Origin of the sequence: Rhodococcus sp. NPDC059968 (assembly GCF_042738615.1) — a bacterium.
Taxonomy (GTDB): domain Bacteria; phylum Actinomycetota; class Actinomycetes; order Mycobacteriales; family Mycobacteriaceae; genus Rhodococcus_F.
The window spans coordinates 168,240-194,138 of record NZ_JBHWUE010000002.1 but is presented as its reverse complement, the minus strand read 5'-3'; the positions used below and the strand labels follow the sequence as shown (position 1 = coordinate 194,138).

General features: G+C 67.9%; 31 protein-coding genes, 3 tRNA genes and 1 pseudogene. 17 read left to right on the top strand and 18 right to left on the bottom strand.

Annotated features, from left to right (window positions below):
- Positions 1 to 33 precede the first annotated feature (33 nt).
- Positions 34 to 1,110: a histidinol-phosphate transaminase gene (gene hisC / locus ACFWAY_RS03510; protein ID WP_378509819.1), complete on the bottom strand. Its 1,077-nt coding sequence runs from the start codon at positions 1,108 to 1,110 to the stop codon at positions 34 to 36.
- Between the two features lie 61 nt (positions 1,111 to 1,171).
- On the opposite strand from hisC, the gene ACFWAY_RS03505 reads away from it, so the two are divergent.
- The 3 genes from ACFWAY_RS03505 (at position 1,172) to ACFWAY_RS03495 (ending at position 2,206) form a co-directional block, all read left to right on the top strand.
- Positions 1,172 to 1,897 (top strand): dienelactone hydrolase family protein, encoded by a 726-nt coding sequence (locus ACFWAY_RS03505; protein WP_378450824.1) that lies wholly within the window; start codon positions 1,172 to 1,174, stop codon positions 1,895 to 1,897.
- 99 nt (positions 1,898 to 1,996) lie between these two features.
- Positions 1,997 to 2,088 (top strand) — tRNA-Ser (locus ACFWAY_RS03500).
- A gap of 45 nt (positions 2,089 to 2,133) precedes the next feature.
- Positions 2,134 to 2,206 (top strand) — tRNA-Arg (locus ACFWAY_RS03495).
- Positions 2,207 to 2,265: 59 nt separating this feature from the next.
- On the opposite strand, the gene ACFWAY_RS03490 is transcribed toward ACFWAY_RS03495, so the two are convergent.
- Entirely contained in the window at positions 2,266 to 2,739 is a 474-nt protein-coding gene (locus ACFWAY_RS03490; protein WP_378450823.1) for an ArsI/CadI family heavy metal resistance metalloenzyme, read from the bottom strand.
- A 93-nt stretch (positions 2,740 to 2,832) separates the two neighbouring features.
- On the opposite strand from ACFWAY_RS03490, the gene ACFWAY_RS03485 reads away from it, so the two are divergent.
- The gene (locus ACFWAY_RS03485) at positions 2,833 to 3,192 is read left to right on the top strand and encodes an Rv2640c family ArsR-like transcriptional regulator (RefSeq protein ID WP_378509818.1); all 360 of its coding nucleotides are present in this window, start codon (positions 2,833 to 2,835) and stop codon (positions 3,190 to 3,192) included.
- Positions 3,193 to 3,208: 16 nt separating this feature from the next.
- Here the strand turns inward: ACFWAY_RS03485 and ACFWAY_RS03480 are convergent, their stop codons facing one another.
- Together ACFWAY_RS03480 and ACFWAY_RS03475 are read right to left on the bottom strand one after the other, a co-directional pair.
- Positions 3,209 to 3,682: a hypothetical protein gene (locus ACFWAY_RS03480; RefSeq protein WP_378450821.1), complete on the bottom strand. Its 474-nt coding sequence runs from the start codon at positions 3,680 to 3,682 to the stop codon at positions 3,209 to 3,211.
- Positions 3,683 to 3,768: 86 nt separating this feature from the next.
- A complete protein-coding gene (locus tag ACFWAY_RS03475) occupies positions 3,769 to 4,134 on the bottom strand; it encodes a YybH family protein (RefSeq protein ID WP_378450820.1) in 366 nt (121 codons plus the stop codon).
- Positions 4,135 to 4,234: 100 nt separating this feature from the next.
- Between ACFWAY_RS03475 and ACFWAY_RS03470 the strand changes: the two genes are divergently transcribed.
- Positions 4,235 to 5,146: a LysR family transcriptional regulator gene (locus tag ACFWAY_RS03470; protein WP_378509817.1), complete on the top strand. Its 912-nt coding sequence runs from the start codon at positions 4,235 to 4,237 to the stop codon at positions 5,144 to 5,146.
- Positions 5,147 to 5,149: 3 nt separating this feature from the next.
- On the opposite strand, the gene ACFWAY_RS03465 is transcribed toward ACFWAY_RS03470, so the two are convergent.
- Positions 5,150 to 5,392, bottom strand: a complete 243-nt coding sequence (locus tag ACFWAY_RS03465; RefSeq protein ID WP_378509816.1) for an SDR family oxidoreductase — start codon at positions 5,390 to 5,392, stop codon at positions 5,150 to 5,152.
- Between ACFWAY_RS03465 and ACFWAY_RS03460 the strand changes: the two are divergent.
- Positions 5,361 to 6,402: pseudogene (locus ACFWAY_RS03460) on the top strand (RNA-guided endonuclease TnpB family protein). The gene ACFWAY_RS03465 and the pseudogene ACFWAY_RS03460 sit on opposite strands and share 32 nt — an antisense overlap.
- A gap of 69 nt (positions 6,403 to 6,471) precedes the next feature.
- Here ACFWAY_RS03460 and ACFWAY_RS03455 read toward each other — a convergent pair.
- Genes ACFWAY_RS03455 through ACFWAY_RS03440 form a run of 4 tightly spaced genes read right to left on the bottom strand, consistent with a single transcriptional unit; the run spans position 6,472 to position 9,101 of the window.
- On the bottom strand, positions 6,472 to 6,798 hold the full coding sequence (locus ACFWAY_RS03455; RefSeq protein ID WP_378509815.1) for an SDR family NAD(P)-dependent oxidoreductase: 327 nt from the start codon (positions 6,796 to 6,798) through the stop codon (positions 6,472 to 6,474).
- Positions 6,767 to 6,916 (bottom strand): hypothetical protein, encoded by a 150-nt coding sequence (locus ACFWAY_RS03450; RefSeq protein WP_378509814.1) that lies wholly within the window; start codon positions 6,914 to 6,916, stop codon positions 6,767 to 6,769. Before ACFWAY_RS03450 ends, ACFWAY_RS03455 begins: the two co-directional genes overlap by 32 nt.
- Positions 6,913 to 7,653: a fumarylacetoacetate hydrolase family protein gene (locus tag ACFWAY_RS03445; protein WP_378450817.1), complete on the bottom strand. Its 741-nt coding sequence runs from the start codon at positions 7,651 to 7,653 to the stop codon at positions 6,913 to 6,915. Before ACFWAY_RS03445 ends, ACFWAY_RS03450 begins: the two co-directional genes overlap by 4 nt.
- Complete coding sequence (locus tag ACFWAY_RS03440; protein WP_378509813.1) at positions 7,650 to 9,101, bottom strand: MFS transporter; 1,452 nt, start codon at positions 9,099 to 9,101, stop codon at positions 7,650 to 7,652. The genes ACFWAY_RS03445 and ACFWAY_RS03440 overlap by 4 nt, the downstream gene beginning before the upstream one ends.
- Positions 9,102 to 9,309: 208 nt before the next feature.
- Between ACFWAY_RS03440 and ACFWAY_RS03435 the strand changes: the two genes are divergently transcribed.
- A complete protein-coding gene (locus tag ACFWAY_RS03435) occupies positions 9,310 to 10,383 on the top strand; it encodes a D-2-hydroxyacid dehydrogenase (protein ID WP_378509812.1) in 1,074 nt (357 codons plus the stop codon).
- 21 nt (positions 10,384 to 10,404) lie between these two features.
- On the opposite strand, the gene ACFWAY_RS03430 is transcribed toward ACFWAY_RS03435, so the two are convergent.
- Positions 10,405 to 10,752: an SHOCT domain-containing protein gene (locus ACFWAY_RS03430; RefSeq protein WP_378509811.1), complete on the bottom strand. Its 348-nt coding sequence runs from the start codon at positions 10,750 to 10,752 to the stop codon at positions 10,405 to 10,407.
- A gap of 28 nt (positions 10,753 to 10,780) precedes the next feature.
- A complete protein-coding gene (locus tag ACFWAY_RS03425; RefSeq protein ID WP_378450813.1) occupies positions 10,781 to 11,209 on the bottom strand; it encodes a DUF6325 family protein in 429 nt (142 codons plus the stop codon).
- 183 nt (positions 11,210 to 11,392) lie between these two features.
- On the opposite strand from ACFWAY_RS03425, the gene ACFWAY_RS03420 reads away from it, so the two are divergent.
- The 4 genes from ACFWAY_RS03420 to ACFWAY_RS03405 all read left to right on the top strand — a co-directional run bounded on the left by ACFWAY_RS03420 (position 11,393) and on the right by ACFWAY_RS03405 (position 16,504).
- Positions 11,393 to 12,631 carry a cation:proton antiporter gene (locus ACFWAY_RS03420; protein ID WP_378509810.1) on the top strand — a complete coding sequence of 413 codons (1,239 nt, stop codon included), beginning with the start codon at positions 11,393 to 11,395 and terminating at the stop codon, positions 12,629 to 12,631.
- Positions 12,628 to 14,196 carry an MFS transporter gene (locus tag ACFWAY_RS03415; RefSeq protein WP_378509809.1) on the top strand — a complete coding sequence of 523 codons (1,569 nt, stop codon included), beginning with the start codon at positions 12,628 to 12,630 and terminating at the stop codon, positions 14,194 to 14,196. Before ACFWAY_RS03420 ends, ACFWAY_RS03415 begins: the two co-directional genes overlap by 4 nt.
- 102 nt (positions 14,197 to 14,298) lie before the next feature.
- Positions 14,299 to 15,612 carry a serine hydrolase domain-containing protein gene (locus ACFWAY_RS03410; RefSeq protein WP_378450810.1) on the top strand — a complete coding sequence of 438 codons (1,314 nt, stop codon included), beginning with the start codon at positions 14,299 to 14,301 and terminating at the stop codon, positions 15,610 to 15,612.
- 88 nt (positions 15,613 to 15,700) lie between these two features.
- Positions 15,701 to 16,504: an NAD(P)H-binding protein gene (locus tag ACFWAY_RS03405; protein WP_378450809.1), complete on the top strand. Its 804-nt coding sequence runs from the start codon at positions 15,701 to 15,703 to the stop codon at positions 16,502 to 16,504.
- A 15-nt stretch (positions 16,505 to 16,519) separates the two neighbouring features.
- On the opposite strand, the gene ACFWAY_RS03400 is transcribed toward ACFWAY_RS03405, so the two are convergent.
- From ACFWAY_RS03400 to ACFWAY_RS03380, 5 genes are all read right to left on the bottom strand, one after another.
- A complete protein-coding gene (locus ACFWAY_RS03400; RefSeq protein ID WP_378450875.1) occupies positions 16,520 to 16,951 on the bottom strand; it encodes a nitroreductase family deazaflavin-dependent oxidoreductase in 432 nt (143 codons plus the stop codon).
- Between the two features lie 53 nt (positions 16,952 to 17,004).
- Entirely contained in the window at positions 17,005 to 17,661 is a 657-nt protein-coding gene (locus ACFWAY_RS03395; protein ID WP_378509808.1) for a methyltransferase domain-containing protein, read from the bottom strand.
- Between the two features lie 61 nt (positions 17,662 to 17,722).
- Positions 17,723 to 17,989, bottom strand: a complete 267-nt coding sequence (locus tag ACFWAY_RS03390; protein ID WP_378509807.1) for a hypothetical protein — start codon at positions 17,987 to 17,989, stop codon at positions 17,723 to 17,725.
- Between the two features lie 126 nt (positions 17,990 to 18,115).
- Positions 18,116 to 18,520, bottom strand: coding sequence for a very short patch repair endonuclease (locus ACFWAY_RS03385; protein ID WP_378450806.1), 405 nt, complete (start codon positions 18,518 to 18,520; stop codon positions 18,116 to 18,118).
- A gap of 14 nt (positions 18,521 to 18,534) precedes the next feature.
- Positions 18,535 to 19,680, bottom strand: coding sequence for a DNA cytosine methyltransferase (locus ACFWAY_RS03380; RefSeq protein WP_378509871.1), 1,146 nt, complete (start codon positions 19,678 to 19,680; stop codon positions 18,535 to 18,537).
- A gap of 180 nt (positions 19,681 to 19,860) precedes the next feature.
- On the opposite strand from ACFWAY_RS03380, the gene ACFWAY_RS03375 reads away from it, so the two are divergent.
- Together ACFWAY_RS03375 and ACFWAY_RS03370 are read left to right on the top strand one after the other, a co-directional pair.
- Entirely contained in the window at positions 19,861 to 20,958 is a 1,098-nt protein-coding gene (locus ACFWAY_RS03375) for a hypothetical protein (protein WP_378509870.1), read from the top strand.
- On the top strand, positions 20,955 to 21,542 hold the full coding sequence (locus ACFWAY_RS03370; protein ID WP_005248751.1) for a putative glycolipid-binding domain-containing protein: 588 nt from the start codon (positions 20,955 to 20,957) through the stop codon (positions 21,540 to 21,542). The genes ACFWAY_RS03375 and ACFWAY_RS03370 overlap by 4 nt, the downstream gene beginning before the upstream one ends.
- Positions 21,543 to 21,590: 48 nt before the next feature.
- Here the strand turns inward: ACFWAY_RS03370 and ACFWAY_RS03365 are convergent, their stop codons facing one another.
- Positions 21,591 to 22,559 carry a prephenate dehydrogenase gene (locus ACFWAY_RS03365; RefSeq protein ID WP_378509869.1) on the bottom strand — a complete coding sequence of 323 codons (969 nt, stop codon included), beginning with the start codon at positions 22,557 to 22,559 and terminating at the stop codon, positions 21,591 to 21,593.
- Between the two features lie 49 nt (positions 22,560 to 22,608).
- On the opposite strand from ACFWAY_RS03365, the gene ACFWAY_RS03360 reads away from it, so the two are divergent.
- The 4 genes from ACFWAY_RS03360 (at position 22,609) to ACFWAY_RS03345 (ending at position 24,094) form a co-directional block, all read left to right on the top strand.
- Positions 22,609 to 23,148 carry a tRNA adenosine deaminase-associated protein gene (locus tag ACFWAY_RS03360; RefSeq protein ID WP_378450804.1) on the top strand — a complete coding sequence of 180 codons (540 nt, stop codon included), beginning with the start codon at positions 22,609 to 22,611 and terminating at the stop codon, positions 23,146 to 23,148.
- Between the two features lie 11 nt (positions 23,149 to 23,159).
- A complete protein-coding gene (locus ACFWAY_RS03355) occupies positions 23,160 to 23,618 on the top strand; it encodes a nucleoside deaminase (protein WP_005561213.1) in 459 nt (152 codons plus the stop codon).
- A gap of 138 nt (positions 23,619 to 23,756) precedes the next feature.
- Positions 23,757 to 23,948 (top strand): CsbD family protein, encoded by a 192-nt coding sequence (locus ACFWAY_RS03350; RefSeq protein WP_378450803.1) that lies wholly within the window; start codon positions 23,757 to 23,759, stop codon positions 23,946 to 23,948.
- Positions 23,949 to 24,003: 55 nt separating this feature from the next.
- Positions 24,004 to 24,094: transfer RNA gene (locus ACFWAY_RS03345), tRNA-Ser, on the top strand.
- A gap of 135 nt (positions 24,095 to 24,229) precedes the next feature.
- On the opposite strand, the gene ACFWAY_RS03340 is transcribed toward ACFWAY_RS03345, so the two are convergent.
- Complete coding sequence (locus ACFWAY_RS03340) at positions 24,230 to 25,693, bottom strand: FAD-dependent monooxygenase (protein WP_378509806.1); 1,464 nt, start codon at positions 25,691 to 25,693, stop codon at positions 24,230 to 24,232.
- Positions 25,694 to 25,899 lie beyond the last annotated feature (206 nt).

The following is a 25,899-nucleotide window of genomic DNA, read 5'->3' as shown; positions in this document are numbered from 1 at the left end:
TTGTGCCCGTGGGTAACGTTTACGTCTCGAGCGTTACGCCCGGACCGCGACGTTCGCGATCGAGCGCGCCTCGGTGCTCGTCGCGAAGGCGAGGAACGCGTCGTTCTCCTCGGGATCGCCGATCGTGATCCGCACCCCGTCGTCGCCGTACGGCCGCAGCAGCACACCGGTCTCGGCGCTGGCGGCGGCGAACGCTCCGGAGGGCGTGCCCAACGGGAGGTAGACGAAGTTGGCGGCCGATTCGGGCACCTCGTACCCGGCGGCGAGCAGGGCGTCGCGCACCCGGTTGCGCTCGGCGACGACGCCGTCCGTGCGTGCCAGCAGCTCTCCGGACGCGGCCAGCGACGCGATGGCCGCGGCCTGCGCGACGGCGTTGACCGCGAACGCGATGTGCACCTTGGTCAGCGCGGTGACGACCGCGGGATCGGCGACCGCGTACCCCACGCGGATGCCGGCGAGGCCGTAGGCCTTGGAGAACGTGCGCAGCACCACCACGTTGGGGCGTCCGCGGAACAGGTCGATGCCGTCGGCGTCGGACCGGTTGTACTCGAAGTAGGCCTCGTCGAGGGCCACCAGGACGTCGGCGGGAACGGCGTCGAGGAACCGCTCGAGCTCGGCCTTCGTCAGCGCGTTGCCGGTGGGGTTGTTCGGGTTGCAGACGAAGATCAGCCGGGTGCGGTCGGTGATCGCGGCCAGCATCGCGTCGAGGTCGTGACCGTGGTCGGCGGTGAGCGGAACCTTGACGGGCGTCGCCCCGGCCACCAGCGTGACCACGGGATAGGCCTCGAACGACCGCCACGCGAAGATGACCTCGTCACCGTGGTTGCACGTGGCCTGCACCAACTCCTGGCACAGGCTCACCGAACCGCAACCCGCGGCGATGTTCTCGGTGGCCACCCCGAGGTGATCGGCCAGTGCCGTGATCAGGGCGACGTGACCGTTGTCCGGATAGCGGTTGGCGTTGCCGACGGCGTCCGCGATGGCGTCGCGCACACTCGGCAACGGACCCAGCGTGGTCTCGTTGCTCGCCAGCTTGATCGCGCCCGGAAAGTTCTTGCCGGGGATGTAGGCCGGGATCGTGTCGAGGTCTGCCCTGGTTCGCGGAGTCACCAGGCGATTATGCGCCTCCCGATCCACTGCGCCGACGCCCCCTTCGTGCCAAGGTAGGAACATGTCGGGATTCTTCAGGGACAGTGCAGCCCTGCGGACGTCCGCAGACGCGCCGGAAAACCCTCAATTGCGTGTTCCGCTCACGGCAGTGGAACCGGAAGGTCCGGCACGGGGCGGGATCGTGGTCCTGCACGAGTCGCGCACGTTCAGCGAACCTCTCCTCGATCTGATGCGCTCGCTCGCGATGGAGGGGTGGGTGACGGTAGCGCCGCACCTCTTCCACCGGGAACCGGCGCCCAGCGATGTCGAGGTGTTCGGCGAATCCCTGTTCGCCGACTTCGACGCCACCTTCGACTGGCTGATCGCGCGGGGCATCTACGCCGACTGTGTGGGCGTGCTGGGTTTCGACGACGCCGGGACCGCCGCCCTGCTCGTCGCCACGACGCGTCCCGTCGGCGCCGCCGTGAGCGTCGCCGCCCGCGGGATCGTCGAGCCGCTGTCGGAGGAGGCGCCTGCGCTGGTGCACGCCGCCCCCGACCTGAAGGCCCCCTGGCTCGGTCTGTACGGGGAGGACGATCCGTCCACGCCACCCGATCAGGTCGAGCTGCTGCGCGACGCCACCGCCAAGTCCGACGTCGCAGGGCTCGTCGTGAGTTATGCCGGGCTCGCGCACCGGGCCGACGAACCGCCTCAGGTGCCCGACGGCAAGGACGACGACCCGGGCGCCCAGGCCATCGTCGACGCGCAGCGGCGGATCTTCGACTGGTTCGACAGCCACCTGCGATAAAGCGGCCATCCGTATGCTCTGACCAGCCGTTTTGCCTTTGTGGTGGAAAGGTGTGTAATCTTTCGCACCGGCGGTCCGAAGGGATCGGAACCACCCCAGGGAGGCGTGCCAGAGCGGCCGAATGGGACTCACTGCTAATGAGTTGTCCCTTTTACGAGGGACCGGAGGTTCAAATCCTCTCGCCTCCGCCACACCGGGCCTAGTCGGCCGGTGCAAGCTAGACAACTGAAGAACATGCGCCCGTAGCTCAACGGATAGAGCACTTGACTACGGATCAAGAGGTTAGGGGTTCGAATCCCTTCGGGCGCACAAAGAAACCCCGTCAACTGCAGTGATGCAGCTGGCGGGGTTTCTCTTTGTCGGCCGGGCTAGCAGCAGGACGTGCCCGCGGTGGCCTTCTCCCCGTCCGCGGCGGTGCCGCAGCAGGTGGCCCCCTCGGCCTCGGGGTCGAGGTGCCGGGGGCTCGACCCGAACGTGTCGGAGTCGGCGAGCACGGTGTAGACCTCCCACTTCTCGCCGGCGGGGCCGGTGACCCACACCTTGTCCTGGGTCGCGAAGCAACAGGTGGTGCCGATCTCCTCGTCGGTGAACAGGCCTTCCCCGGTCAGCCGCGCGATCTCCTCGTGCACCCGGGCGCTCGATTCGACCTCGACGCCGAGGTGGTTGATGGTGCCGCCCTCACCGGGGTTCTCCAGCAGCACCAGCTTGAGGGGTGGCTGCGCGATGGCGAAGTTCGCGTATCCCGGCTTCAGTTTCGCCGGTTGTGTATCGAACAGTTTCGAGTAGAACGTGACTGCTTCCTCCAGATTGTCGACATTGAGGGCGAGCTGGGCGCGGGACATGACAACCTCCACCTGTGTGACATATGTCGAATTACTTTCATTCCTAGAATCCCACCTTTTTGACATATGTCAAGAACCGGGGAGGATGGAGTCATGCCCAAGACGTTGCCGGTCGTAGATGTCTCCGCACCGATCTGCTGCGCGCCCGTCTCGGCCGCCCCGATGACCGACGAGGCCGCCCTGCACCTCGCGCTGCGCCTCAAGGCGCTGGCCGACCCGGTCCGCATCAGGCTGATGTCGATCCTGCTGACCGCGAGCGACGGCGAGGTGTGCACGTGCGACCTCGCGACCGGCGTGGGCCTGTCCGAATCGACCGTCAGTCACCATCTCGGCCAGCTCAAGAAGGCGGGAATGGTCCAGCCCGTCCGCCGCGGCATGAACGTCTTCTACAGTGCGCAGCCGGACGCGCTCGACGCGCTGCGGGTGGTCCTCGACCCCAACTGCTGCACCTGACGCCGACCGGGACCGGTCACGACGTTCGCGTGCTCGATTCGAGACCGATCGTGGTGGTCGTCGAACCGAGACCGATCCGTGGCCAGCCGGCGGTGACCGCGATGAATCCCGACGTGGGTATCGCATCCAGCCAGTAGTTCGGTTCGGTGCGGTACTCGGGGGGCCCGCTCCGGCACGGCTTCGACGCCGCCGCCGGATGGTAGGGGTCGGCCTCACCTTCGATGTCGTCGACGCGTGCCCGCACCGAGAGATAGGACCACCGTGTCGAGGGATCGTCGGGGTCGGACAGCGAGCGGGTCTCGTACTGCGCCAGCTCCGCGGGCCTGCCCGTCGCGGTCAGGGCCATCCGGAGGTGGAGGCCGTCCGGGAACGCCACGACCTCGAACAGCTCGAGCGTGAGGTGGTCTTCGGTCGTGAGGAGCAGGGGGCCGTGCACCCGGTGTCCTCCGGTGGTGGGTGGTGCTACTGCCGGCCAACGCGGTCTGCGCATGACCTCTATCGTCCCACCGATCCGAATGCAGATGCAATGGTGGACAACGAAGTTCATGCCGTGTAGGGGCCGGCACGGCCGTGACCTCAGCTGGTGGGCGGGACGAACTCCGGCTGGTCGAGCAGTCGGAGCCAGGTTCCGTCCGGTTGCCTGCGGACGACCTGCGCCCGCGCGCCGGATCCGTCCTTGGGTGGGGTGGACGTGAGCGCGATGTCGTCACTGATCAGCGTGGGGAGCGGTGTCTCCGGTTCGAAGTGCGGCGCGTTCGCGAGCACCGACTCCCATAATTTCTGGATGGCTGCCCGGCCGACCGTCCGGCTGCCGGGCGGATACGCCATGACGGCGTTCTCCTCGTACAGGGCGGCGACTCCGGCCGCGTCGCCGGCATTGCTGCGCTCGACGAACAGTCGGGTCAGATCTTCGGGGTTCAGGGCCTTCTCGTAGTCGGACACGGAAATCCTTTCGTGGGTGAACTGCTCTCACATCCCACAATGGTGTCGCCGCAACCGGAAGTCCAACAGATAGTTCTGCTGAATACTAGAATTACTGCTTATGGAACTCAGGCAGCTCGAGTACTTCGTCGCGGTCGCCGAGGAAGCGAACTTCACCCGCGCCGCGGAACGCGTCCACATCAGCCAGTCGGGGATCAGTGCGCAGATCCGGCAGCTCGAGCACGACGTCGGCGCCACGCTGATCGACCGATCGAGCCGGACCGCGACGCTCACGTCCGCGGGAGAGGCGGCGCTCGGGCACGCCCGCGCGGCACTCGCCTCGGCCGACGCGATGCGGCAGGCCGTGGACGACGTGAACCAGCTGATCCGGGGCCGGCTCGTCGTCGGGATGGTCACCGCCTGCACGGTGAAGCCGCTGTTCGACGCGCTGTCCGCGTTCCACGTCGCGCACCCGGGAATCGAGATCACGCTGACCGAGGACAGTTCCGACCGCCTCGTCGAACGTGTCCGCGCCGGTGCGATCGATCTCGCCCTCGTCGGCACCGCGACCGCCCCGCCGGAAGGTTTGGATGCCTTCCCGATCATCAGCGAGGGTCTCGTCGCGGCCGTGCCGCCCGGGCACCCGCTGTCCGGGCGTTCGCGCGTCGCCCTGGCCGAACTCGGCGACCATGCGATCGTATGTATGCCGACCGGAACGGGGATCCGAACGGTCTTCGACCAGGCGTGTGCGGCCGCCGGCCTCCGCCCCGACATCGCCCTGCAGGCGAGTGCGCCCGACGCCGTCGCCGACCTCGCGATCCGCGGACTGGGGATCGCGATCCTCAGCGAGTCGATGGCGACGGATTACCGAGGGCGGTTGACGGCGATCGCACTGGACGACGTCGACATCCCGGCCGTGCTCGCGCTGGTCTGGAAGAGACTCGGGGGCCCCGCGCTCCGCGAACTCGTCCTGCACACCCGCCGCGCCTTCGGTGAACTGCAGACCGAACCGGCGGCCGCGGTCGGCGGGTAGTCCTCAGACCACCGACGTCATCCCGCCGTCGATGAAGATCACCTGACCGTTGACGTACCGGGATCCGTCCGACGCCAGCCACACCGCGGGACCCACGAGATCGTCCGGGGTGCCCCACCGGCCTGCCGGCGCGCGGCCGCGGAGCCACGCGTCGAACTCGGGGTCCGGGATAGCCGATCTGGGTTTGTCGGACAGTGTGGCAAGTGTCTGGGTTATGGCGGGGAGGGTGGTGAAGCGGGCGTTCAAGTACCGCTTCTATCCGACTGCAGTGCAGGCTGATCAGCTTGCTCGGACGTTCGGGTGCACCCGGTATGTCTACAACCGGGCGTTGGCCGAGCGCTCGCGTGCCTGGTCGCAGGAGCGGCGGCGGGTCACCTACGCGGACACCTCGAAGATGCTCACCGGATGGAAGCGGGACACCGAGACCGAGTGGTTGTCGGAGCCGTCGAAGGGGCCGTTGCAGGAGGCGCTGCGGCAGTTGCAGGGGGCGTTCGACAGGTTCCTGGCGCAAGCAGTCCCGCTACCCGCAATTCAAGAGGAATGGCCACTCGAAGGATTCGGCGACCTACTACTCGAACTGCTTCACCTACCGCGGCGGGCAGCTCCGGTTGGCCAAGCAGTCCGAACCCCTGGATATCCGGTGGTCGAGGCCGTTACCGGAGGGGGCCGTGCCGTCGCAGGTGACGGTGTCGCGCAATGCTCGTGGTCAGTACTACATCTCGATCCTCCAACCCCGCCACGAGCGCACGGACCGTGAGCGGCTGGCGAAGGCGCAGCGGGAGCTGGCCAAGAAGCAGAAGGGGTCCCGGAACCGGGCCAAGGCCCGACTGAAAGTCGCGAGGATTCATGGCCGGATCGCCGATCGGCGCCGTGATTATCTGCACAGACTCTCCACTCGACTGGTGCGCGAAAATCAAGTGATCGCCATCGAGGATCTGAGTGTGCGAAACATGGTCAAGAATCGGTCGTTGTCTCGGGCGATCTCCGATGCGAGTTGGTCCGAGTTCCGGTCGATGCTCGAATACAAGGCCGACTGGTACGGGCGGCGGGTGGTGGCGATCGACCGGTTCTATCCCTCGTCGAAGACCTGCTCGGTGTGCGGGGAGGTCGCGTCGACGATGCCGCTGGACGTGCGGGAGTGGACGTGCCGATGCGGCGTCGTCCACGACCGGGATGTGAACGCGGCGAGGAATATTTTGGCCGTCGGACTGACGGTGGCAGCCTGCGGAGACGGTGTGAGACCACCTCGCACCTAACGTGTGGGGCGGCAACTGTCGGTGAAACAGGAACCTCGAGACGTGAGTCCCGAGGGGATTCTCGGTCGTTCACGGCCGAGAGGACGTCAAGATCTTCCCGCTCCCGCGGGCGATCTGGAACCGTGCGACCGCGCGCCCGACGAGAAAGGCGCTGGTGAGGTCTGTCGTGAGCACCCTGTTCCAGTCCTCGAGGGTGACGTCGAGCAGCGGCTGACGATGTTGCAGCGCAGCGTTGTTCACCAGGATCTCGATCGGCCCGACCTCCGACTCGATCCGCTCGACGGCGTCGGTCACCCGCTCGGGATCCGTGACGTCGAACGCGTACGCGTGGACACGGGTCTCGCCGAACTCCTCGCGGAGCCGCTCACGTGCCTGTGCGAGGAGTTCGGCCGACACCCCGTTTGAGGACGATCGTGGCGCCCGCCTCGGCCAGGCCCCGCGCGAGTGCGTAGCCGATTCCCCGGCTCGAACTGGTGACCAGGGCGATGCGCCCGGACAGATCGAGGAGATTCACAGCGCACGCACCGGGTTGCCGAGCGTGCCGATTCCGCCGAGCGAGATCTCGGCGCGGTCGCCCGGTTTGACCGGGCTGAACGTGAACGGGCAACCCGTGAGCACCACGTCTCCCGGACCGAGGGTCAGATACCGGGTGAGATGGACCAGTTGCTCGGACACGTTCCAGGCGAGCTGCCGCGTGGACGCCTCCGCCACGGTCGCGTCGTTGACGCGCACGGTGATCGGAACGTCCTCGGAGCCGAGATCTGTCTCGATCCACGGTCCCAGCGGGGTGAAGCCGTCGCCGTGCTTCGCCTGGGTGAGCTTGTCGTCCAGCGCTATCTGCTCGACGGCGGTGACGTCGTTGCCGATCGTGTATCCGAGGATTGCGGATGGGACGTCCTCGGGGCGAAGCCGGCGGCACATGCGCCGGATGACGACGGCCAGCTCGCCCTCCACGTTGACCTGCCCCAGCCCTTCGTCGACGACGATCGGATCCTCGGGGCCGATCACCGTGCGCGTCGACTTCATGAATGCCTGCAACGGCAGGTCTCGATCTCCGGGTGCGCCGTTGTGGGCCATCCCGAGCAGGACCCGCGGTTCGGCGGGCGCGAGCAGCCGCGCGCCGTCGAGGTCGTGTGCGGGTCCGGTGAACGTCAGGGTGTCGGCGTACGGATCCGTCACCTCGTGCCAGCGACCGTCGCGCTGGCACACCGGCCGTGGTCCGGAGTCGGTGGCGATGCGGGCCAGCCTCATGCGTCGACCCGATCCTTCGACTCGGTGGCAACGGCATCCGGTCCGTGGACCGGATCGGCCATCGCGTCCCAGGCGAGCGCGAGGTCGCGGCCACGGGTTTCGGGCGTCACGAACGTGGTGGCGAACGTGATGACGCTGAGGATCAGAACGTAGATCGCGAGCGGCACCCACGAGTTGTTGAGCAGCGACAGCAGCAGTGCGCCGACGAAGGGTGCGATGCCGCCGGCGAGGATGGCGCTCGTCTCCCGGGCGACCGCGACGCCGATGTAGCGGTGGCGATTTCCGAACAGTTCGGGCAGGGCCGCGCACTGCGCGCCGAGCATCACGTTGACGCCGATCCCGTAGCTGACCGCGAGCGTCGCCACCACGAGATACGGGGGGTTGCCGAGCGAGAGCAGCCACCACGACGGGACCGCGAGGACGAGCTGCAGCGCCGCACCGAACCGGTACACCCGCATCCGGCCGAAGCGGTCCGACAGCGCGCCCGAGAACGGGATGACGAGCATGCCGATGGCGGCGCCGCAGGCGATGGCGAGCGGTCCGATCGACTTGCTGACACCCACCACCGTCGTCACGTAGCTGATGCCGAGGGTCTGGAAGATGTACGAGCCGCCGTTCTCGGCCATCCGCAGGCCGATGCCGCGGAGCACGCTGGGCATCGAGCTGCCGATCAGTTCCCGGAACGGGCTCTCGCTGATCTGATCCTGCTTCTCCAGCTTGACGAACGTGGGGCTCTCCTGCATGCGGAGCCGGATGAACACGGCGACCGCGATGAGGAAGACGGACGCGAGGAACGGCACCCGCCACACCCAGGCGAGGAGGAGTTCGCGATCGATCTGGCCGAGGATCGCGAAGACCCCGGACGCCATCAGGGTGCCCACCATGATCCCGACGAACGGGAGTGCGGAGAAGAATCCGCGGCGCTCGGTGGGCGAGTACTCCGCCATCAGTGTGGTGGCACCGGCCTGCTCGGCGCCCGCGCCGAAGCCCTGCAGCAGTCGCAGCGCGACCAGCAGGATCGGGGCCCAGATGCCCACCTGCGCGCCGGTCGGCAGGACGCCGATCAGCGTGCTCGCGCCGCCCATGATCGCGATCGTGATCATCAGGACGGCCTTGCGTCCGAGGCGGTCCCCGAGGGCGCCGAAGAACAGGCCGCCGACGGGCCGGGCGAGGAAGCCGACGGCGTACGTGCCGAAACTGGCCATCAACGCAGCCGACGCACCCATGGCGGGGAAGAACAGCTGGCCGAATATCAGTGCCGATGCCAGGCCGTACAGGGCGAAGTCGTAGTACTCGAGCGCACTGCCGATGGAACTGGCGAGCGTCGCGCGCTTGAGGTTCGCGGCGTACTCCGGGTCGTCGGAGGCGCGGACCGGTCGGGTGGATTCACTGCTGCCTTCCGGCATCTTCGAGTCTGCGCCTACTTGAATCTTCGATTCTGGGGACATCTTCTGCTCCGTTGTGGGACGGGACCACGTCGAGCGCGGTCACAAACAGGTCGGTGTAGTGACCCAGGTCACTGGCGTGCCGAGGACGATACCGCGCGGGACGCTATTTGTCATACGTAACGAAAATTATTGACTGAATCACATGATTAGTGCAGAGTTTTTATCCTGAACATATGGTCAGCATCGGCCCGTAGCGAAGGAATCTGCAGTGAGTGCACACGACCCGAAGCCACTCGACGGGCGACTCCGCGTCGTCGCCGCGACCCCCGTGAGCGAAGAGGTCATCAGCCTCGTCACCCGGGCGGAACCGCGCATCGACTTCATCCGCGAGCAGGATCTGCTGCCGCCCTCCCGGTTCCCGGGTGATCACTCCGGCGATCCGTCGTTCTCCCGGACCACGGAGCAGCAGAAGGCCTTCGACGACCTGGTCGATTCGGCGCAAGCCCTGTACGGCGTGCCCGACGAGAATCCCGCGGCACTGACGAGGACGGCAGGCGTCAACCCCGGACTCCGCTGGGTGCACACGATGCCCGCCGGCGGCGGGGCGCAGGTGAAGGCGGCCGGCCTCACCGACGAGCAACTCGACCGCATCGCGTTCAGCACCTCCGCCGGTGTGCACGCGGAACCGTTGGCCGAGTTCGCCGTCTTCGGCCTGCTGGCCGGCGCCAAGACTCTCCCGCGCCTGCTCGCCCAGCAGCGCGACAAGGTGTGGAGCGGCCGGTGGGCCATGGGAACCGTGGCCGGGCAGCGCATCGTCATCGTCGGGCTGGGCAGCATCGGCCGCGCGACGGCACTGAAGCTGAAGGCTCTCGGCGCCACCGTCGTGGGAACGAGCAGGCGCGACACCGCGGTCGAGGGTGTCGACGAGATCGTGCACCCCGATCGGCTGGCCGATGTGGTCGGAGACGCGGACGGCATCGTCGTGACGCTGCCCGGAACCAGCGCCACCGAAGGTCTCGTCAGCGCAAAGGTATTCGGCGCGGTCAAGCCCGGCGTGACGGTGGTGAGCGTGGGCCGGGGCACCGTCGTCGACGAGGTCGCCATGACCGCCGCGATCGAGGACGGGCGGGTCGGGTTCGCCGCGCTGGACGTGTTCGCGTCCGAGCCCCTGGCGTCGGACAGTCCGCTGTGGGCTCACCCGAACGTGCTGGTCAGCCCGCACACCGCGGCGTTGAACCCCGCGGAGGATCGCCTCATCGCGGACCTGTTCGCGCGCAATGCCACCCGGTTCCTCGACGGCGAGGAGCTGATCAACCGCGTCGACACCGTCGAGTTCTACTGACGATTCGGCATTACTGCGTCCTCAGGACTGGAGCAATTTCGCCTTCGCTGCCGTGAACTCCTCGTCCGTGAGAACGCCGGCCTCCTTCAGGCGGGCGAGTTCCTGGATGCGGGACACCAGGTCGTCGCCCGCGGGTGCCGGTGGAGGCGGAGGTGCCTGCTGGGCGTACTGCTGTTGCGCTGCTTGCTGTTCCGCGTACTGCTGCTGGGCTGCCTGGTCGATCCGCTCCTGTTCCTCCGACTGCTTGTTGGCGGCGCGCCGGTTCATCGCGTTCGACGTCGCCCGCGCGGTGCCGGTGATGACCGCCGTCCGGGCCACCGTGCCGAGCAGCCCGGGACGTCCCATGCGGCGTGGACCCCTGAAAACCATGATGTGCTCCGTTTCTGTGGGTGACGAGTCAGACCGCGGCGGCGATGGCCGCCTCGACCACCTCGCGCGGGATGTGCAGGTGGAGAGCTACCTCGCCACCGGCCTGCCGGGAGGCGGCCGCGACCTTCCGCGCCCACGTCTGCTCGTACACGATCGCCACCGCGGACGTGCCCGGCTCCAGTGATTCGCGCACCACCTCGAGGTCCTCGTCGCTGATCAGGGCCTTGGCTTCGAGGGACAGGGCGGCGAGGCCGATGCTGTCGAGGTCCTCGTCCACCTCCACCTGGCGCAGCGTGCCGTCGGTTCCCTTGGAGATGAACACGAGATCGAGAATGGTGACCACTCCCTGGGCGACGACGTCGCGGAATGTGTCGATCACCTGGGGATCGGCCCGCTCGCCCGGAAAGGTGAGGAAAAGAAACGCGACCGGACCGACATCTTCAGCTGTATTCGACATCATCTCTCCCTGCGCTGGGGTGCCCTGGTGTCGATGATCGCCATCGGCCGGGAGTTGCGCATCATCCACGACGGGTGATTCCGCGCGGCGGCGTTCATCCGTCACGGATGATGTCCCGTGGTCCGGGCTCTGTGAGGCTCGGACGCAGTGCTGTGTCCGGTGGTTCGAGAGACGGGGTGATGCATGCCTTCCGTGGGAGCGTCGCTTTTCTGGATCGTGGCATGCGCCGTGATCGCCCCGCTGCTCGCCGGGTTGTTTCCCCGGAAGCTGGTGCCAGAGGTGGTACTTCTGCTCGTCGCCGGGATCGTCATCGGCCCGCACGTCTTCGACCTGGCGGTCGAGGGCAGCGAGATCGAGCTGCTGCGCGACCTGGGGCTGGGGCTGCTCTTCCTGCTGGCCGGGTACGAGATCGACACGGCCGAGATCACCGGTCGCGGCGGCAGGCGGGCCTTGCTGACGTGGCTGGTCTCGCTGGCCCTGGCGTTCGCTGTCGTGTCGCTGCTGAGCGTCGTCCACGTGGTCGACGCCGGAACCGCGGTGGCCATTGCCATGACGTCGACAGCGCTCGGCACGCTGCTCCCGATCCTCCGTGACGCGGGCGCCCTCGACACCCGGCTGGGCCGGACGATCCTCAATCACGGTGCGTTCGGCGAACTCGGACCCGTCGTCGCCATGGCGGTCCTGCTCGGCTCCCGCGGGTCGGTGGCGTCCATCGTGGTCCTCGGACTGTTCACGGCCGCGGCGGTGCTGGTCGCGTTCATCCCCGCCCGCGTGCGGCGGGAGGGTTCCCGGATCACCGCGATCATCCGGTCGGGATCGGAGACGACGTCGCAGACGACGGTCCGGCTGACCATGCTGCTCCTCGTCGCACTCACCGTGCTGGCGGCGTCGTTCGGGCTCGACACGATCCTCGGTGCCTTCGCGGCCGGGTTCATTCTGCGGCGGGCCACACCCGAAGGCGACGTCACGCTCGAAACGAAGCTCGACGGCCTCGCGTTCGGGTTCCTGATCCCGATCTTCTTCGTGACGTCCGGGATGGCGATCGACGTCGCCGCGGTGGCGTCCGAACCCGGCGTCCTCATCGCGTTCGTCGTGCTGATCCTGTTGGTGCGGGCAGGCCCGGTCTACGTCGCCGGCAGGTTCGACCGGGGCGCCGACGGCACCGATCCACCCTTCACCGTCCGTGAACGCACCCAGCTGGCGCTGTATGCGGGAACCGGTCTGCCGCTGATCGTGGCCGTCACCGGCGTGGCCGTCGACTCCGGTGACATGACGTCCGCCAACGCCTCCGTGCTCGTCGCGGCCGGCGCGATCACCGTCCTCCTCTTCCCGCTCACGGCGTCGCTGCTCGCATCCAGCCCCCAACCGGCGGCCCACACGCCGAGCCCACGAGGAGACCAGAACCCCGGGAGCAGACAGTGACTCGAACCGAAACGACGCAGGCGCCGGCCCGAGCGACGCTGATCCTCGCGACCCTCATCCTCGTCGCCGCCGTCGCCAACCTGAACCTGTCCGTCGCGAACGTCGCGCTCCCCGACATCGGCCGCGCCTTCGACGCGAGTCAGACGCAGCTGAACCTCGTCGCCGTGGCGTACTCCCTCGGGCTCGCCGCGTCGGTCCTCTATCTGGCGGCGCTCGGCGACCGCTACGGGCGCAAACAGCTGCTCGTGCTCGGCATGGCGCTGTCGCTGCCGGCGTCGGCGATCGCGGGATTCGCCGGGAACTTCGAAATACTGTTCCTCGCACGTGTTCTCGGCGGTGTCTCCGCCGGGCTCGCGTTCCCGACCACCCTCGCGATCATCACCGCGCTGTGGTCGGGACCGCCCCGGACCAAGGCGATCGCACTGTGGTCGGCCCTCGGTGGCGCGATCTCCTCGCTCGGGCCGATCGTGTCGGGCGCGCTGCTCGAGCAGTTCCATTGGGGCTCGGTGTTCCTCGTGACCCTTCCGCTCGCCGGTCTCGCCCTCGTCGCCGCCATCCTGTGGGTGCCCGCCCACGTCAACGAGACGACCGATCCCGTCGACAATCTCGGCGGCATCATCTCCGTCGTCTTCATTGCCGCCCTCATCCTCGCGATCAATTTCGCACCGGTGGACGGCTCCGGGGCGCTCGCTCTCGGTCTCGGGTTGATCGCCCTCGCCGCGGGAGCCGCGTTCTTCCTGCAGCAACGGCGGGCGGCGCACCCGCTGTTCGATCTGCACATCGCCGCCCGCCCGACGTTCTGGGTGGCCGCCGTCGGCGGGGTGATCGTGTTCGGCGCGTTGATGGGTGCGATGTTCATCGGGCAGCAGTTCCTGCAGAACGTGCTCGAGTACTCCACGCTCGCCGCCGGATCCGCGATCATCCCCGCCGCCGTCGCGATGGTCATCGTCGCACCCCGTTCCGCGAAACTCGTCGAATCGCACGGAGCCCGGTTCACACTGCTGCTCGGCTACCTGTTCGTCGTCCTCGGACTGGTTGTCGCGCTGGTGTGGTGGGACGAAAACGCGACCTACTGGTGGGTGGCCCTCGCTTATGCGTTCGTGGGCATCGGGGTCGGGTTCGCCGGGACCCCGGCGTCGCGGTCGCTCACCGGTTCGGTGCCGGTGTCGCGGGCGGGCATGGCCTCCGGCACGTCCGACCTGCAACGCGACCTCGGCGGCGCGATCATGCAGTCGATCCTCGGCGCGGTGCTGACCGCCGGTTACGCGAAGTCGCTGTCGGCCACGATCGCCGCATCGCCGGACTCGAGCCAGATCACCCCGGAAACCCAAGCGGCGCTCACGAAGTCGTATTCGAGCGCCGAAGTGCTCGCGGAACGCTACCCGCAGTACGCCGAGCAGATCATCGCCGCCGCCCGCAACGCCTTCCTCGACGGCGACGATCGCGCGTACCTCGCCGCGATCCTGGTGGTGTGCGCCGGGGCCGTGGTGGTGTTCTTCTTCTACCCGCATCGCGACGACGAGAAGCGGCTGCTGGCCGAATACGGGACCGAGAGAGCGCAGTAGGGCGAATGTATCGCCGGTCGCCTCAGAAGCGCCGAAAGGTACATTCGCCCGGCGGGCGCGGAGTAAATTCGCGAGAGGGGCACCTCGACGACGGGACGCACGATGACAGCTCAGGTCGTGACCAGGACGAATCGGCGACGAGGCCTCGCGGCGGCCGCAGCGGCACTGCTGCTGGTAGTGCCCGCGGCATGCTCCGACGATTCCTCCTCCACGGGCACCTCCGCCACCTCCACGACGACGCAGGCGGGAACGCCGAACGCCGGAGCGGACGCACAGATCGACCCCGGTGTCGCGGACCGGCTCGACGAGGCGATCGAGAAGACGATGTCGATGGCCGCGATTCCCGGCGCGATCGTGGGCGTGTGGGGGCCTGACGGCAACTATGTGAAGGCGTTCGGCGTCGCCGACAAGACCACCGGCGCACCGATGGAGACCGACTTCTACCACCGAATCGGCAGTGTGACAAAGACGTTCACGGTCACGGGTGTGCTGCAGCTGGCCGACGAGGACAAGCTCGCTCTCGACGATCCGATCTCGAAGTACGTGGCGGGCGTGCCGCTGGGTGATCAGATCACGCTGCGCCAGCTCGCCCGGATGCAGAGCGGGCTGGCCAACTACTCGGCCAACGAGGACTTCCAGAAGGCGTTGCTCACCGACCCGCAGGCGGCGTTCACCCCGCAGCAACTGCTGGACTACGCGTTCGCGCAGCCCGCGTCGTTCCCACCCGGGCAGGGATTCGAGTACTCCAACACGAATACGACACTGCTGGGGCTCGTCGTCGAAAAGGTCAGCGGACTGCCGCTCCCGGAGTACGTGACGCAGAAGATCGTGCAGCCGCTGAAGATGGCGGACACGAGCTTCCCGACCACCAACACGTTCCCCGAACCACACGCACAGGGCTACACGGAGCAGACCTTGGACGACAAGGAAGCCGTGGCCACCGATTGGAATCCGTCCTGGGGATGGGCGGCGGGCGCGATGATCTCGACCCTCGACGACCTGCGGATCTGGGCGCCCGCGCTGGCCACCGGCACACTGCTGCAGCCGGCCACACAGGCGCAACGGCTCGAGACGGTGAACGCACCGGGTCTGGCATCCGACGTCGGCTACGGGCTGGGCATCTTCGACGTCGCGGGCTGGATCGGGCACAACGGCAGCCTCCCCGGGTACCAGACGGTCTGCGTCTACCTTCCCGAGCAGGAGACCACCCTCGCGATCATGATCAACACCGACGTCCCCTACCAGGGCAGCGAACCGAGCACGGCGCTGGCGGGGGCCGTCACGGAGATCATCTCGCCGGAACACGTCTACAAGCTCAGTGCCGGGGTGCAGAATTCGGACGCGTCGTCCCCGGCCACGCCGACGCCCTCGGTGACCCCGGCAACGTCCTCGACGTCCGCCCCGCCGACCAGCTGACCTCATGTGAGTGGCAAAGCGTGCGCGAGCACACTTTGCCACTCACATGTCTTGCCGCGGCGGCGCCGCGCTCAGTAGCGTGCAGGGCATGACGATTCTCGTGACGGGGGCAACCGGGAACATCGGCAGAATGCTCGTCGACCACCTGCTCGCACGCGGTGCGACGGACGTCCGGGCCCTCACCAATCATCCTGACAAGGCGCAACTTCCGGACTCGGTCACCGCCGTCGAGGGATACCTCCGCAGACTCGAGAGCCTGCCCGCGGCGTTCGAGGGCGTCGATTCCCTTTACCTCGCACCGACTCCCGACACCGCCCCGGACGCGCTCGCCCTGGCGAAGCAGGCCGGAGTCCGGCACGTCGTCGACCTGTCCGGTCCCCACGACGGCCACTGGGGTGACGTCGCACGGGCCGTCGAGGTGTCCGGCATCGAGTGGACGCACCTCTGGCCCGGCGAGTTCATGGAGAACGCGGGAATCCTGGCCCCGCAGATCGCCGCGGGAGACACCGTGCGTGAGCCGTACCCGACGGCGGCGAACGCGCCGATCGCCATGGACGACATCGCCGAGGTCGCGGCCGTCGCTCTCCTCGAGGGCGGGCACGTCGGCGCGTCGTACGAACTCACCGGTCCCGAGACGATCACCCGCGCCGACCTCGTCCGAGAACTCGGCGCCGCGCTCGGCCGGAACATCGAGTACCGGCAGGTGTCGCTGGACGAGGCCGTGGACGTCCTGACGCCGGCGATGGGGGAGTACGCCCGCTGGTACCTGGACGGGATGGCGAGCCTGGTCGACGCTCCCCAGCAGGCGAATCGCCTCGTCGAGCAACTCACCGGACGCCCGGCAACCACCTTCGCGCAGTGGGCGTCGGGGCACGTCGACGAGTTCCGGTGAGGCCGTACCGGCGAGTCAGCGGTTCGGGGTGAGCGCGATGACGGGAATCGGCCGGTCCGTCTTCTTCTGATAGTCGCGGTACCGGCCGTGGTTGATCTCGTTCATCGTCGCCCACATCCGGTCGTAATCCGGGTCGCCCGGCAGAACTTTCCGCGCCACCACGGTGATGTGGTCGCGCCCCACCTGGATCTCGCAGGTCGGCGCGGCCAGCACGTTGTGCATCCACGCGGGCGACGTGGGCGCACCGCCCTTCGACGCGACGACCAGAAAGCTTGCGCCGTCGCGGCCGTACGTCAACGCGGACGTGCGCGGCTGCCCGGACTTCCGGCCGACACTGTGCAGCAGCAGGGTCGGCATCCCGAACAGCAACCGATGCCCCACCCATCCGCCGCTGCGTTCGTAGACGAACTGATGCAGCTGAAGGACTTTCACGAACAGGTCGGCCACGGCGTCCTCGTCTCGGCACTCGGAACAGATCGTGCCCACACAGTAGACCGTCGTCAGGCCCGGCGGACCGCGTGCAGAACGGTGTCGTGAATGGTGACCGGTTGCCCCTCGGGGTCGCGCGCTTCACGCGAGGGTGCCGCCGACACCAGAATCTCCCACTCCGCGGGGTCCAGTACGGCAGCGACCTGTTCCGGTGTGAACAGCATGTCGGGAACGTTGGGCCGCCCGACGGACGTCTCCAGATCGGAAGGGTGATGTCCGACGACGAGAAGCCGCCCGCCGACACGGACCGCTCCGGCCAGGCGACGGTGCAGGGCCTCGCGGGCAGGCCCGGGCAGATGCATGAAATGTGCCGACACCAGGTCGAATCGGCGGGCCGGCGGCTCCCACGACAGGATGTCGGCCTGCTCCCACGTCGTCCGGTCCGCGATGTCGGCACCGGCTTCGGCGGCCCGTGCGGCAGCGCGTTCCAACGCCACCGTCGACACGTCCACTCCGGTGACGTTCCACCCGCGGGCCGCCAGCCAGAGCGCGTCGGCGCCCTCGCCGCTGCCCACGTCCAGCGCGCTGCCCGGGGTCACGTCCGCGACCTGCTCGACGAGGTGCGGGTTGGGGTTGCCGCTCCACACCGCGGTAGTCGAACGATAGCGCTCGTCCCAGAACTCCTGGCTGAAGAAATCGGCCGTGTCCGGTGCCTGCTCGTGGGTCATGCTCCCACTGTGGCCGCCGGGCCCGTCGAACCGGGAATCCGGTTGCCGGAACGGCAACCGATTACGGGCTGTGGAACGTATAGATGCGGCAACCGCTCATGTTCGCGGCCGACACGACCCCGTCGGCACGCGCAAAGTCGCCCTTCGCGGCGAGGTTGTTGGCGAGGGCGGCCTGGTCGTCGCAGAAGCTCTGGTCCGTCGGGTTGGCTGGGGGGTTGCTGATGTAGGTGTCGCCTGGTGCAGCCACGGCAAAGGTCGCCGGACCGACGAGTGGGACGGCCGCTGCTGCAAACGCAATGGAGGCCGCCGCGAGTATACGGCGGATCATCATGCGCCTCCGAAGGGGTTCGAATGGTTGCTGATGACACCATCCTGCACCGATCCGCGGCGGGCGACCATACCCCTAGGGGTGGAATATGTAACACCTCCACCGCCACGGTCGGCGAAGCGGGGGTCACGCGTCGTCCAGTGCTTCCTGGACCCTGTCCGCGGCGACCACCGGATTCTCGTGCTCCCAGATCCGCACCACCGTCCACCCGGCGTCGGTCAGCCTCGTGTCGGTGTCACGATCGCGGGTGACGTTCCCGGCGAGTTTCTCGGCCCACCACTGCGCGTTGTTCTTCGGGAACGTGGCGTGCTGCGGGCAGCTGTGCCAGAAGCACCCGTCCACGTACACGGCCACCTTCCGTCGCGGAAACACCAGGTCGGCGCGCCGCCGGACGCCCTTCATCGGCGCCCGGTCCACGTAGTACCGGACCCCGCGCCGGTGCAGTTCCCGGCGCAGTGCGAGTTCGGGTGCGGTGTCGCGACGCCGCTGCGCCCGCATCCGGGCGCTGGTCGCGGGATCGGTGGCGGGCATCGCGGGTCCGTCCGCTACGCGGCGGCCTCGGGGAAGCCGCCCATGCGGTCGAGGTGGCTCTCGACGTCGTCGATGAACCCGGGAACGAAACGTAGATTGCCCATCCGCGCCCGCTTCAGGAAGCCGGCGGTCGCGCGCGCCGACAGTAACCGGGTGTCCTCGAGGAATCCGCTGAGATCCTCGTACGGCTCCTGCACCGGCCACGTCGAGGTGTGCACGCGGAACGCCTGACGATTGCTGCCCCACGCTGCCACCGGCCACGCGTCGCCGGGCTTCATCGGCGTCTCGATGCCCCGCTCGTAGTCCGCCGGCTCGAGCAGACGCCGGCCGACCCACGACGCCATCCGCACACTCACGGCGTTGCCCACCAGCTTCCACCGATGACTGTTCCGCAGACCGGGGACCAGCGCGGCGGGCGCCGTCCAGTCGGGGTCGAAGCCCTGCAGGCGTTCGGCGTCCATGAGTCCGGGCGTCACGATCTCGCCCGACGGCAGTCGCACGGCGGGCGGGCTCGCGATACCGACGGACGAACCGCCCTTCAGCGTGGGGACGGCATTGACCGCCCACCCGAGACCGCGGGTGCCCTCGGTCCAGTAGAAACCGCACGGGAAGTCGGCGTGGTCGTCGACGGGGCGTTCCCCGGCGTCCTCACCGAACAGCACCGCACGCGGGTCCTCCGTGCGCGAGGCGAGCATCAGGACCCGCTGACGGCGCTGGGGGAGCCCGAACGCGCGCGCATCGACCACCCGGTACGCCCACATGTAGCCGAGGTCCTCGAGGGCGTCCGTGATGTGTCTCATAGCAGCCCCGCGGCCCAGCTGCAGCATGAACGGCACGTTCTCGATCAGGAGCCAGCGCGGACCCTTCTTCCGCTTCACCAACCGGAACACCTCGTCGACGAGGCCGGAACGCGAACCCGTGATGCCGGCGGTCCGGCCGGCCTGCGAGAGGTCCTGGCAAGGGAAACCGGCGGCGACGAGTTCGATGTCCTGAGGGAGGGAACGCAGCTTGGTGACGTCGGAATGCACAGGGACGTCCGTGAATCGGGTACGCAGAACCGCCTGGGCGCCCGGGTCGATCTCACAGAGCAGTTCGGTGTTCCAGCCGTGCTCTCTCAGACCCAACTCGAGCCCGCCGATACCGGCGAACAGGCCCACCATGCTCCCGGTTGACGTCACGGCACCCTTCCTCACGAACCAGTCACCCGAGAACGTTACTCGAGATCTGTGCCCGCTTTGACCAACGACCCGTGAGTACTTATCAACGGCGGGGGGTTAATAAGTACTCACGGGTGGCGGAGCCACCTAGACTTCCTGTAGGTGGGAGCACAGGGAGGCGCCATGATCTCGGGTTTCCGGAACCGGTCGCACCTCCTGCGCGACGCTCAGGGCAGCGGCCTCGTCGAAGCGTTCGTGATCATCGGGATCGTCACGATCCTGCTCACCCGCGCCTACCTTCACCTCACCGGTTATCCACAGGTCGGGGGCTCGTCGCTGCACATCGCGCACGTCCTGTGGGGCGGATTCGGGATGGTCGTGGCGCTCGTGACCGTGTTCTCGTTCCTCGGGATGAAACCGCGCGTCCTGGGCGTCGTGATCGGCGGCATCGGGTTCGGATTGTTCCTCGACGAGATCGGCAAGTTCGTCACCAAGTCCAACGACTACTTCTACCGGCCGTCCATCGCGATCATGTACGTGGTGATCGTCGTGTTGCTGCTGGTCAACCGGTCGCTGCACGACGTCCGGCCGCCGACCCCGACCGAGGATGTCGCCAACGCGGCCGCCATCGCGCTCGCCGGCCTGGACCGCGGCCTGGACCGCGCACGCCGGGACCAGGCGCTGGCGCAGCTGCGCCGGGCGGCCGCCGCCGGCGCGGACGAGGCGACGCTGACGTCGGTCCGGGATCTGCTCGCCCACTGCCCGGACCGGAACGGCCGGACCGTGCCCACGGCCCGGGAGCTCGCCCGGCGCGCGACCCCCGCGTTCGCCAAGGGTCCCGGCATGCTCTGGACCGCGGCCGTACTCCTCACCCTGTTCTCCACCCTGGGACTGCTCAGTGCCGTGATCACGCTCGACGACGACCTCCGCGGCGACGAGGGGACGGACATCACGACGGTCGGCCAGCTCACCGGGTCCGCGATCGCGTTCGTCCTCTGCTGGTCGGCCATCGTGCGACTGCGGAACGGGAAGCTGTGGCCGCTGCAGTTCCTGCGGGCCGCGGCCCTGGTCACGGTGCTGCTCACCGAGGTATTCGACTTCGTCGCCCAGGAGTTCGGGGCGCTGCTGAACGTGGCGGTCGGACTCGGCGCCCTCGTCGTCTTCTCGTCGCGCATCGCGGTCACGGAACGAGCCCGGGCACTGGCTCTCGACAACTCTGCTGCAACGAAACTCGGCCCGTTGCCACCCCGGGAGCCGTCGTCGCTTACCGTAGACAGGTGAGCATCCAAGCCTCCGGTGCCTCGACCTGGCCCGCAGTACTGACGTGGCGGGCGGACAACGCACCCCGAATGGAATCGGTGCGCGTCCAGCTCAACGGCGACCGCATCAAGGCAGCAGGCCGGATCATCGGCGGCGAGTGCCCCGAGCATCCGGCGTTCAGCGCGTCCTACGACCTCGTCACCGACGAAAGCGGCGTCACCCGCCGGCTGTCGCTGCGGACGTCCGTCGCGGCCGGCGAGCGGCAGATGTCGATCAGCCGGGACGAAGAGGGCACGTGGATGGTGGAGCACGGCGCCAACCACCAGCGGTCCACGTTCGACGGCGCCCTCGACGTCGACATGGTGCTCAGCCCCTTCTTCAACGCCCTGCCCATCCGGCGGTACGGACTGCACCTCGGATCCGAGGACGTCGAGGTCCCCGTCGTCTACGTGAACCTGCTGGACCTGCGGGTCGAGGGCGCGATCCTCACCTACAGCAGCGGTCCGGACGGCATCCACGTGCTGTCGCCGGTGTCGAGTTCCTCGGTGACCGTCGACCGCGACGGGTTCATCATCGACTACCCGGGCCTGGCCGAACGGATTTAGGCGCTCCGCGCTCGTGCGCCTTTTGGTAGCTCCGGCAACCAGAAAGGCTCACAGGCGGCGGAGCCGCCCTCCTCGCCGACCCGCATCACGCATGTCGTCGATCCAGCCTTCGCGGCCGGGAACGATGCCGGTGATTTCCCACGTCTCCTGGTTGTCGTACGTCAGGCGAGCGGTGTGACCGGCCTCGACGAGCGTCGCCGCCGACGACTGTTCCGCCAGTTCGGTCCGCGCGTCCTGCAGCAGTACCAGCGCCTCGTCCAGGGCGATCAGCAGGGCGTCCCGGTTGCCCTCGCACATGGCCCGGACGAGTCCGGGGGCACTGCCGGCCACGCGGGTGCCGTCGCGGAACGAGCCGGCTGCCAGGCCGAGCGCCAGCGGTCCGCCCCGGGCACCGGTGATCGCGAGGGTCTCGGCCAGTAGGTGCGGCAGGTGTGAGATGCGCGCGACCGCCCGGTCGTGTTCGGCGGACTCGGCGGGCACGACGACGGAACCGCAATCCAGCGCGAGCTGCGCCACCTGCGTCCAGATGGCGGGGTCGACGCCGTCGTCGGTGCCGACCACCCACACGGCCTCCCGGAACAGGTCGGCGCTGCCGACGCTCCACCCGGACGCCGACGTTCCCGCCATCGGGTGCCCGCCCACGTAGCGGTCGGCGAGTCCCTGACGGGCAGCCGCCGCCGCGACCTCCGCCTTGACGCTGACGACGTCGGTGATCGAGCAGTTCGGTGCGTACAGGGCGATCGCGGTGAGAGTGGCGGCGACGGCGGGCACGGGGACCGCGATCACGATCAGCGCCGACTCGGCCGACGCACGCTGGAGCACCGCAACCAGATCGGTGTCGGCGTCGAAACCGTCCGCCCGGGCGGCGTCGACGGACGGCGCGGATCGGTTGTGACCCCACGCTTCGCGGCCCGCCCGGACCGCCGCACGCAGCAGTGAACCGCCGATCAAGCCCAGGCCGAGCACGCACACCGGGGGTGCGGAAGGGGTATCAGACACCCGAACAGGTTGGCACATTCGAGTGCGGACTTCATTTACCGGCACCCCGCGGGCTACCGTTGCGCTCATGGGTGCACAGCGCGCGGAAAACAACAGCGCCTCGTCGGATCGGGCAGAGGATCTGGAGGGCTTCGGTGTCGCGGTAGTACACGAGGACGGCCGGTGGAAGGTCAAGGCCCTCACTTCGGCTGCTCTGACCAGTCTCAGCGTCGCGGAGGAGGAGCTTCGAGCCCTCCGTAGCGCGGGCGCGTTCTTCGGTCTGCTGGACGTGGACGACGAATTCTTCGTCGTGCTCCGGCCTGCGCCGTCGGGAACTCGTCTGCTGCTGTCCGACGCCACTGCCGCCATCGACTACGACATCGCCGCCGACGTTCTCGAGGCGCTCAACATCGAGGTCCCGGACATCGATCCGGACGACCTCGACGACATCGAGCCGTGGGAGGAAGGGGATCTGTCGTTGCTCGCCGACCTCGGTCTGCCCGAACCCGTTCTGGCTGTCATCACGTCCGAGACGGACCTGTATCCCGACGAGCAGCTCGGGATGATCGCGCAGCGGCTCGGGTTCACCACGGAGCTGGCCGGGGTTCTCGACAAGCTTCCCCGGTAGTTCCACGCGCCGTGACTCTTCAGGACGACGAGCGGATGATCCGCGCGGCGATCGAGGCGGCCCGCGCCGCCACCGATGCCGACGTGCCCGTGGGTGCGGTGGTGTTCGACGCCGACGGTGTCGAGGTGTCGCGGGCCGTGAACTCGCGGGAGGCGATGTCGGATCCGACGGCCCACGCGGAGATCATCGCGTTGCGGGCCGCCGCACGGGTGTACGGCGACGGGTGGCGCCTCGAGGGGGCGACGCTCGCGGTGACGCTGGAGCCGTGCACCATGTGTGCGGGCGCGCTCGTGCTGGCCCGGATCTCCCGGGTCGTGTTCGGGGCGTGGGAGCCGAAGACCGGCGCCGTCGGCTCGCTGTGGGATGTGGTCCGTGACCGCCGTCTCACCCACCGACCGCAGGTCAGGGGCGGTGTTCTCGAGGACGAATGCGCCGGAATCCTCGAAGACTTCTTCCGTGAACGGCGCTGACCGGTTTCAAACTCTTTCGTGGGGTACTCGACACAATGTGGCCGGGTCCGCATGACCCGTGCTTCTCTGGAAAAAGGCGCCGACGAGGCGCCGCCGGACCCGTCCCCGGGTTCGAAATCGGATTCACGGAGGTATCTCGTGGGAATCGCAGACAAAGCTTCGAACAAGGCGGAAGACCTCAAGGGCCACGCGAAGGAAGCCACCGGCAAAGCCACGGGCGATCCGGACCTGCGCGACGAGGGCAAGGCCGACCAGGCGTCGTCGGCGGTGAAGGATGCCGGCGAGAAGGTCAAGGACGCCGCCAAGAACCTCAAGGACAAGCTGACTTAAACGGCTTCACCTGGCGATTTCGGGCTCGGGCGTCACATCCGGTAAAGTCACCGGCGGTGGCGTGTCCGAGCGGCCTAAGGAGCACGCCTCGAAAGCGTGTGACGGGTAACCCCCGTCCGAGGGTTCAAATCCCTCCGCCACCGCCAAAGCTCCCCACCTGCACACGCAGGTGGGGAGTTTTTTTGTGCGTCCGTGCCGGGATTGTTCGTCAGCGTGTCCTGGAGGGAAGGGTCACAGACATGCGCATCGACTCGGCTCACCGCCGGCCCTGGGGATGATTGTCATCGGCTCGACAACCCGGGGCCGAACCAGAGGGTGAGCGCGTCTGTCAGCCCTTGGTCGGTTCCCTGTCCCACCCAGCCGACATATCCATCCGGGCGGATCAATACTGCGGTAGGGGGTGCCACGTCGCCGACGATGGGCAGTCGCCAGGCGGCGGTGCACCGGGCATCGACCAGGCGCACTCGCTCGGCCCATGGGGTGACGTCGAGGTGGCCCGGCTCGGCGAGGTTGAGCAGTATCGGCTCGGCGTCGTGGAGGAGCGTGAAGACCCGTGACGGACCGTCTCCGGTGTCGAGGTCGAGGTCTGGCATGCGACGTCCGAGGAGGGGATGTCCCTCCCCGAGGTCGTAGGCGATGTCGAGGCCGTGGATGAGTGCGGCGACGTGCTTGCGAGGCTGATCCATCGACATCAGTTCGTTGACGGTTTCAGCAAGTGCCGCGGTCCGTGCGTCCTGGCGCTGCAGGACTGTTTGTGCCATCGAGTGCGCGAGCGCGCGGGCACCGACCGGGTGCCGCTCCGCGTGGTAAGTGTCCAGTAGGGATTCGGGTGAGATGCCATCGACCACCTGTGCGAGCTTCCACCCAAGGTTGACGGCGTCCTGGATGCCCAGACCGATCCCTTGACCGCCGGCGGGATAGTGGATGTGGGCGGCATCGCCGACGAGCAGCACGCGCCCCTTCCGATAGGTCGCGGCCTGCCGGGTCGCGTCGGTGAACCTGGAGATCGAGGTTGGTGTGTGGATTCCGAAGTCTGTTCCGTACACCGCGTCGAGAGCATCGCTGAGGTCGGTCAATGTGGGTTCGTCCCCCGAGCTCAGCTGCCGCTGCGTCGTGATGACACGGTAGGTGCGCCCGTCTTCCATCAAAGTGAAGCCGTGGACCCCGGTCTCGTCTTGACGGATACCGGACGGGGGTTCCTCGGATACTTCCACTTCGGCGATCAGGTTGCTGCGGGTCGCGTCCCAGCCGGGGAAGTCGATACCCGCAGTCTTGCGGATCACGCTGCGGCCGCCGTCAGCGCCGACGAGATACTTCGCTCGGACCTTCTCGCCATCAGCGAGGCCGACATCGACACCGGTTTCGTCCTGGACGGAACCGACCACCTCACGGCCGCGATGAACGGGCACTCCGAGCTGGTCGATCCAGCCCTCGAGGATCGGTTGCATCCGTCTCTGCCACAGGCCGAGCCCATACGGGTGCCGCGTCGGAAAGTCGCTGATATCCAGAACTGTGCTGCCGAATCGGGCGGTCTGCGCCGTCTGCCCCGCCGCCAGGAATCGATCGGCGATCCCACGCTGGTCGAGGATCTCGATGGTGCGGGAGTGGAAGCCACCCGCACGGGATTCCGTCAATTCTCCTGTCGGGCGCCGCTCCATGATCGCCACATCAACGCCCGCCAGGGCCAACTCACCGGCCAGCATCATTCCGGCCGGACCGCTCCCCACGACGATCACATCTGCCATCTCGTCCCCTTCTCGTGATGCCCCGCTGATGGGCACAGCCGAGCAGCGTATGGCACACCACGGGTCTTGCGGCAAGACCTCCTCGCGGCGATATCCTGAAAGTGCGGCGGTGCGGGTCGACGGCGGCTACATCGATTCCATCGTCCCGTGACCGTTGTTCACAGTGCTCTCCCAGGTCGTGCCGAGTGACATCCATTGAAGCTGCA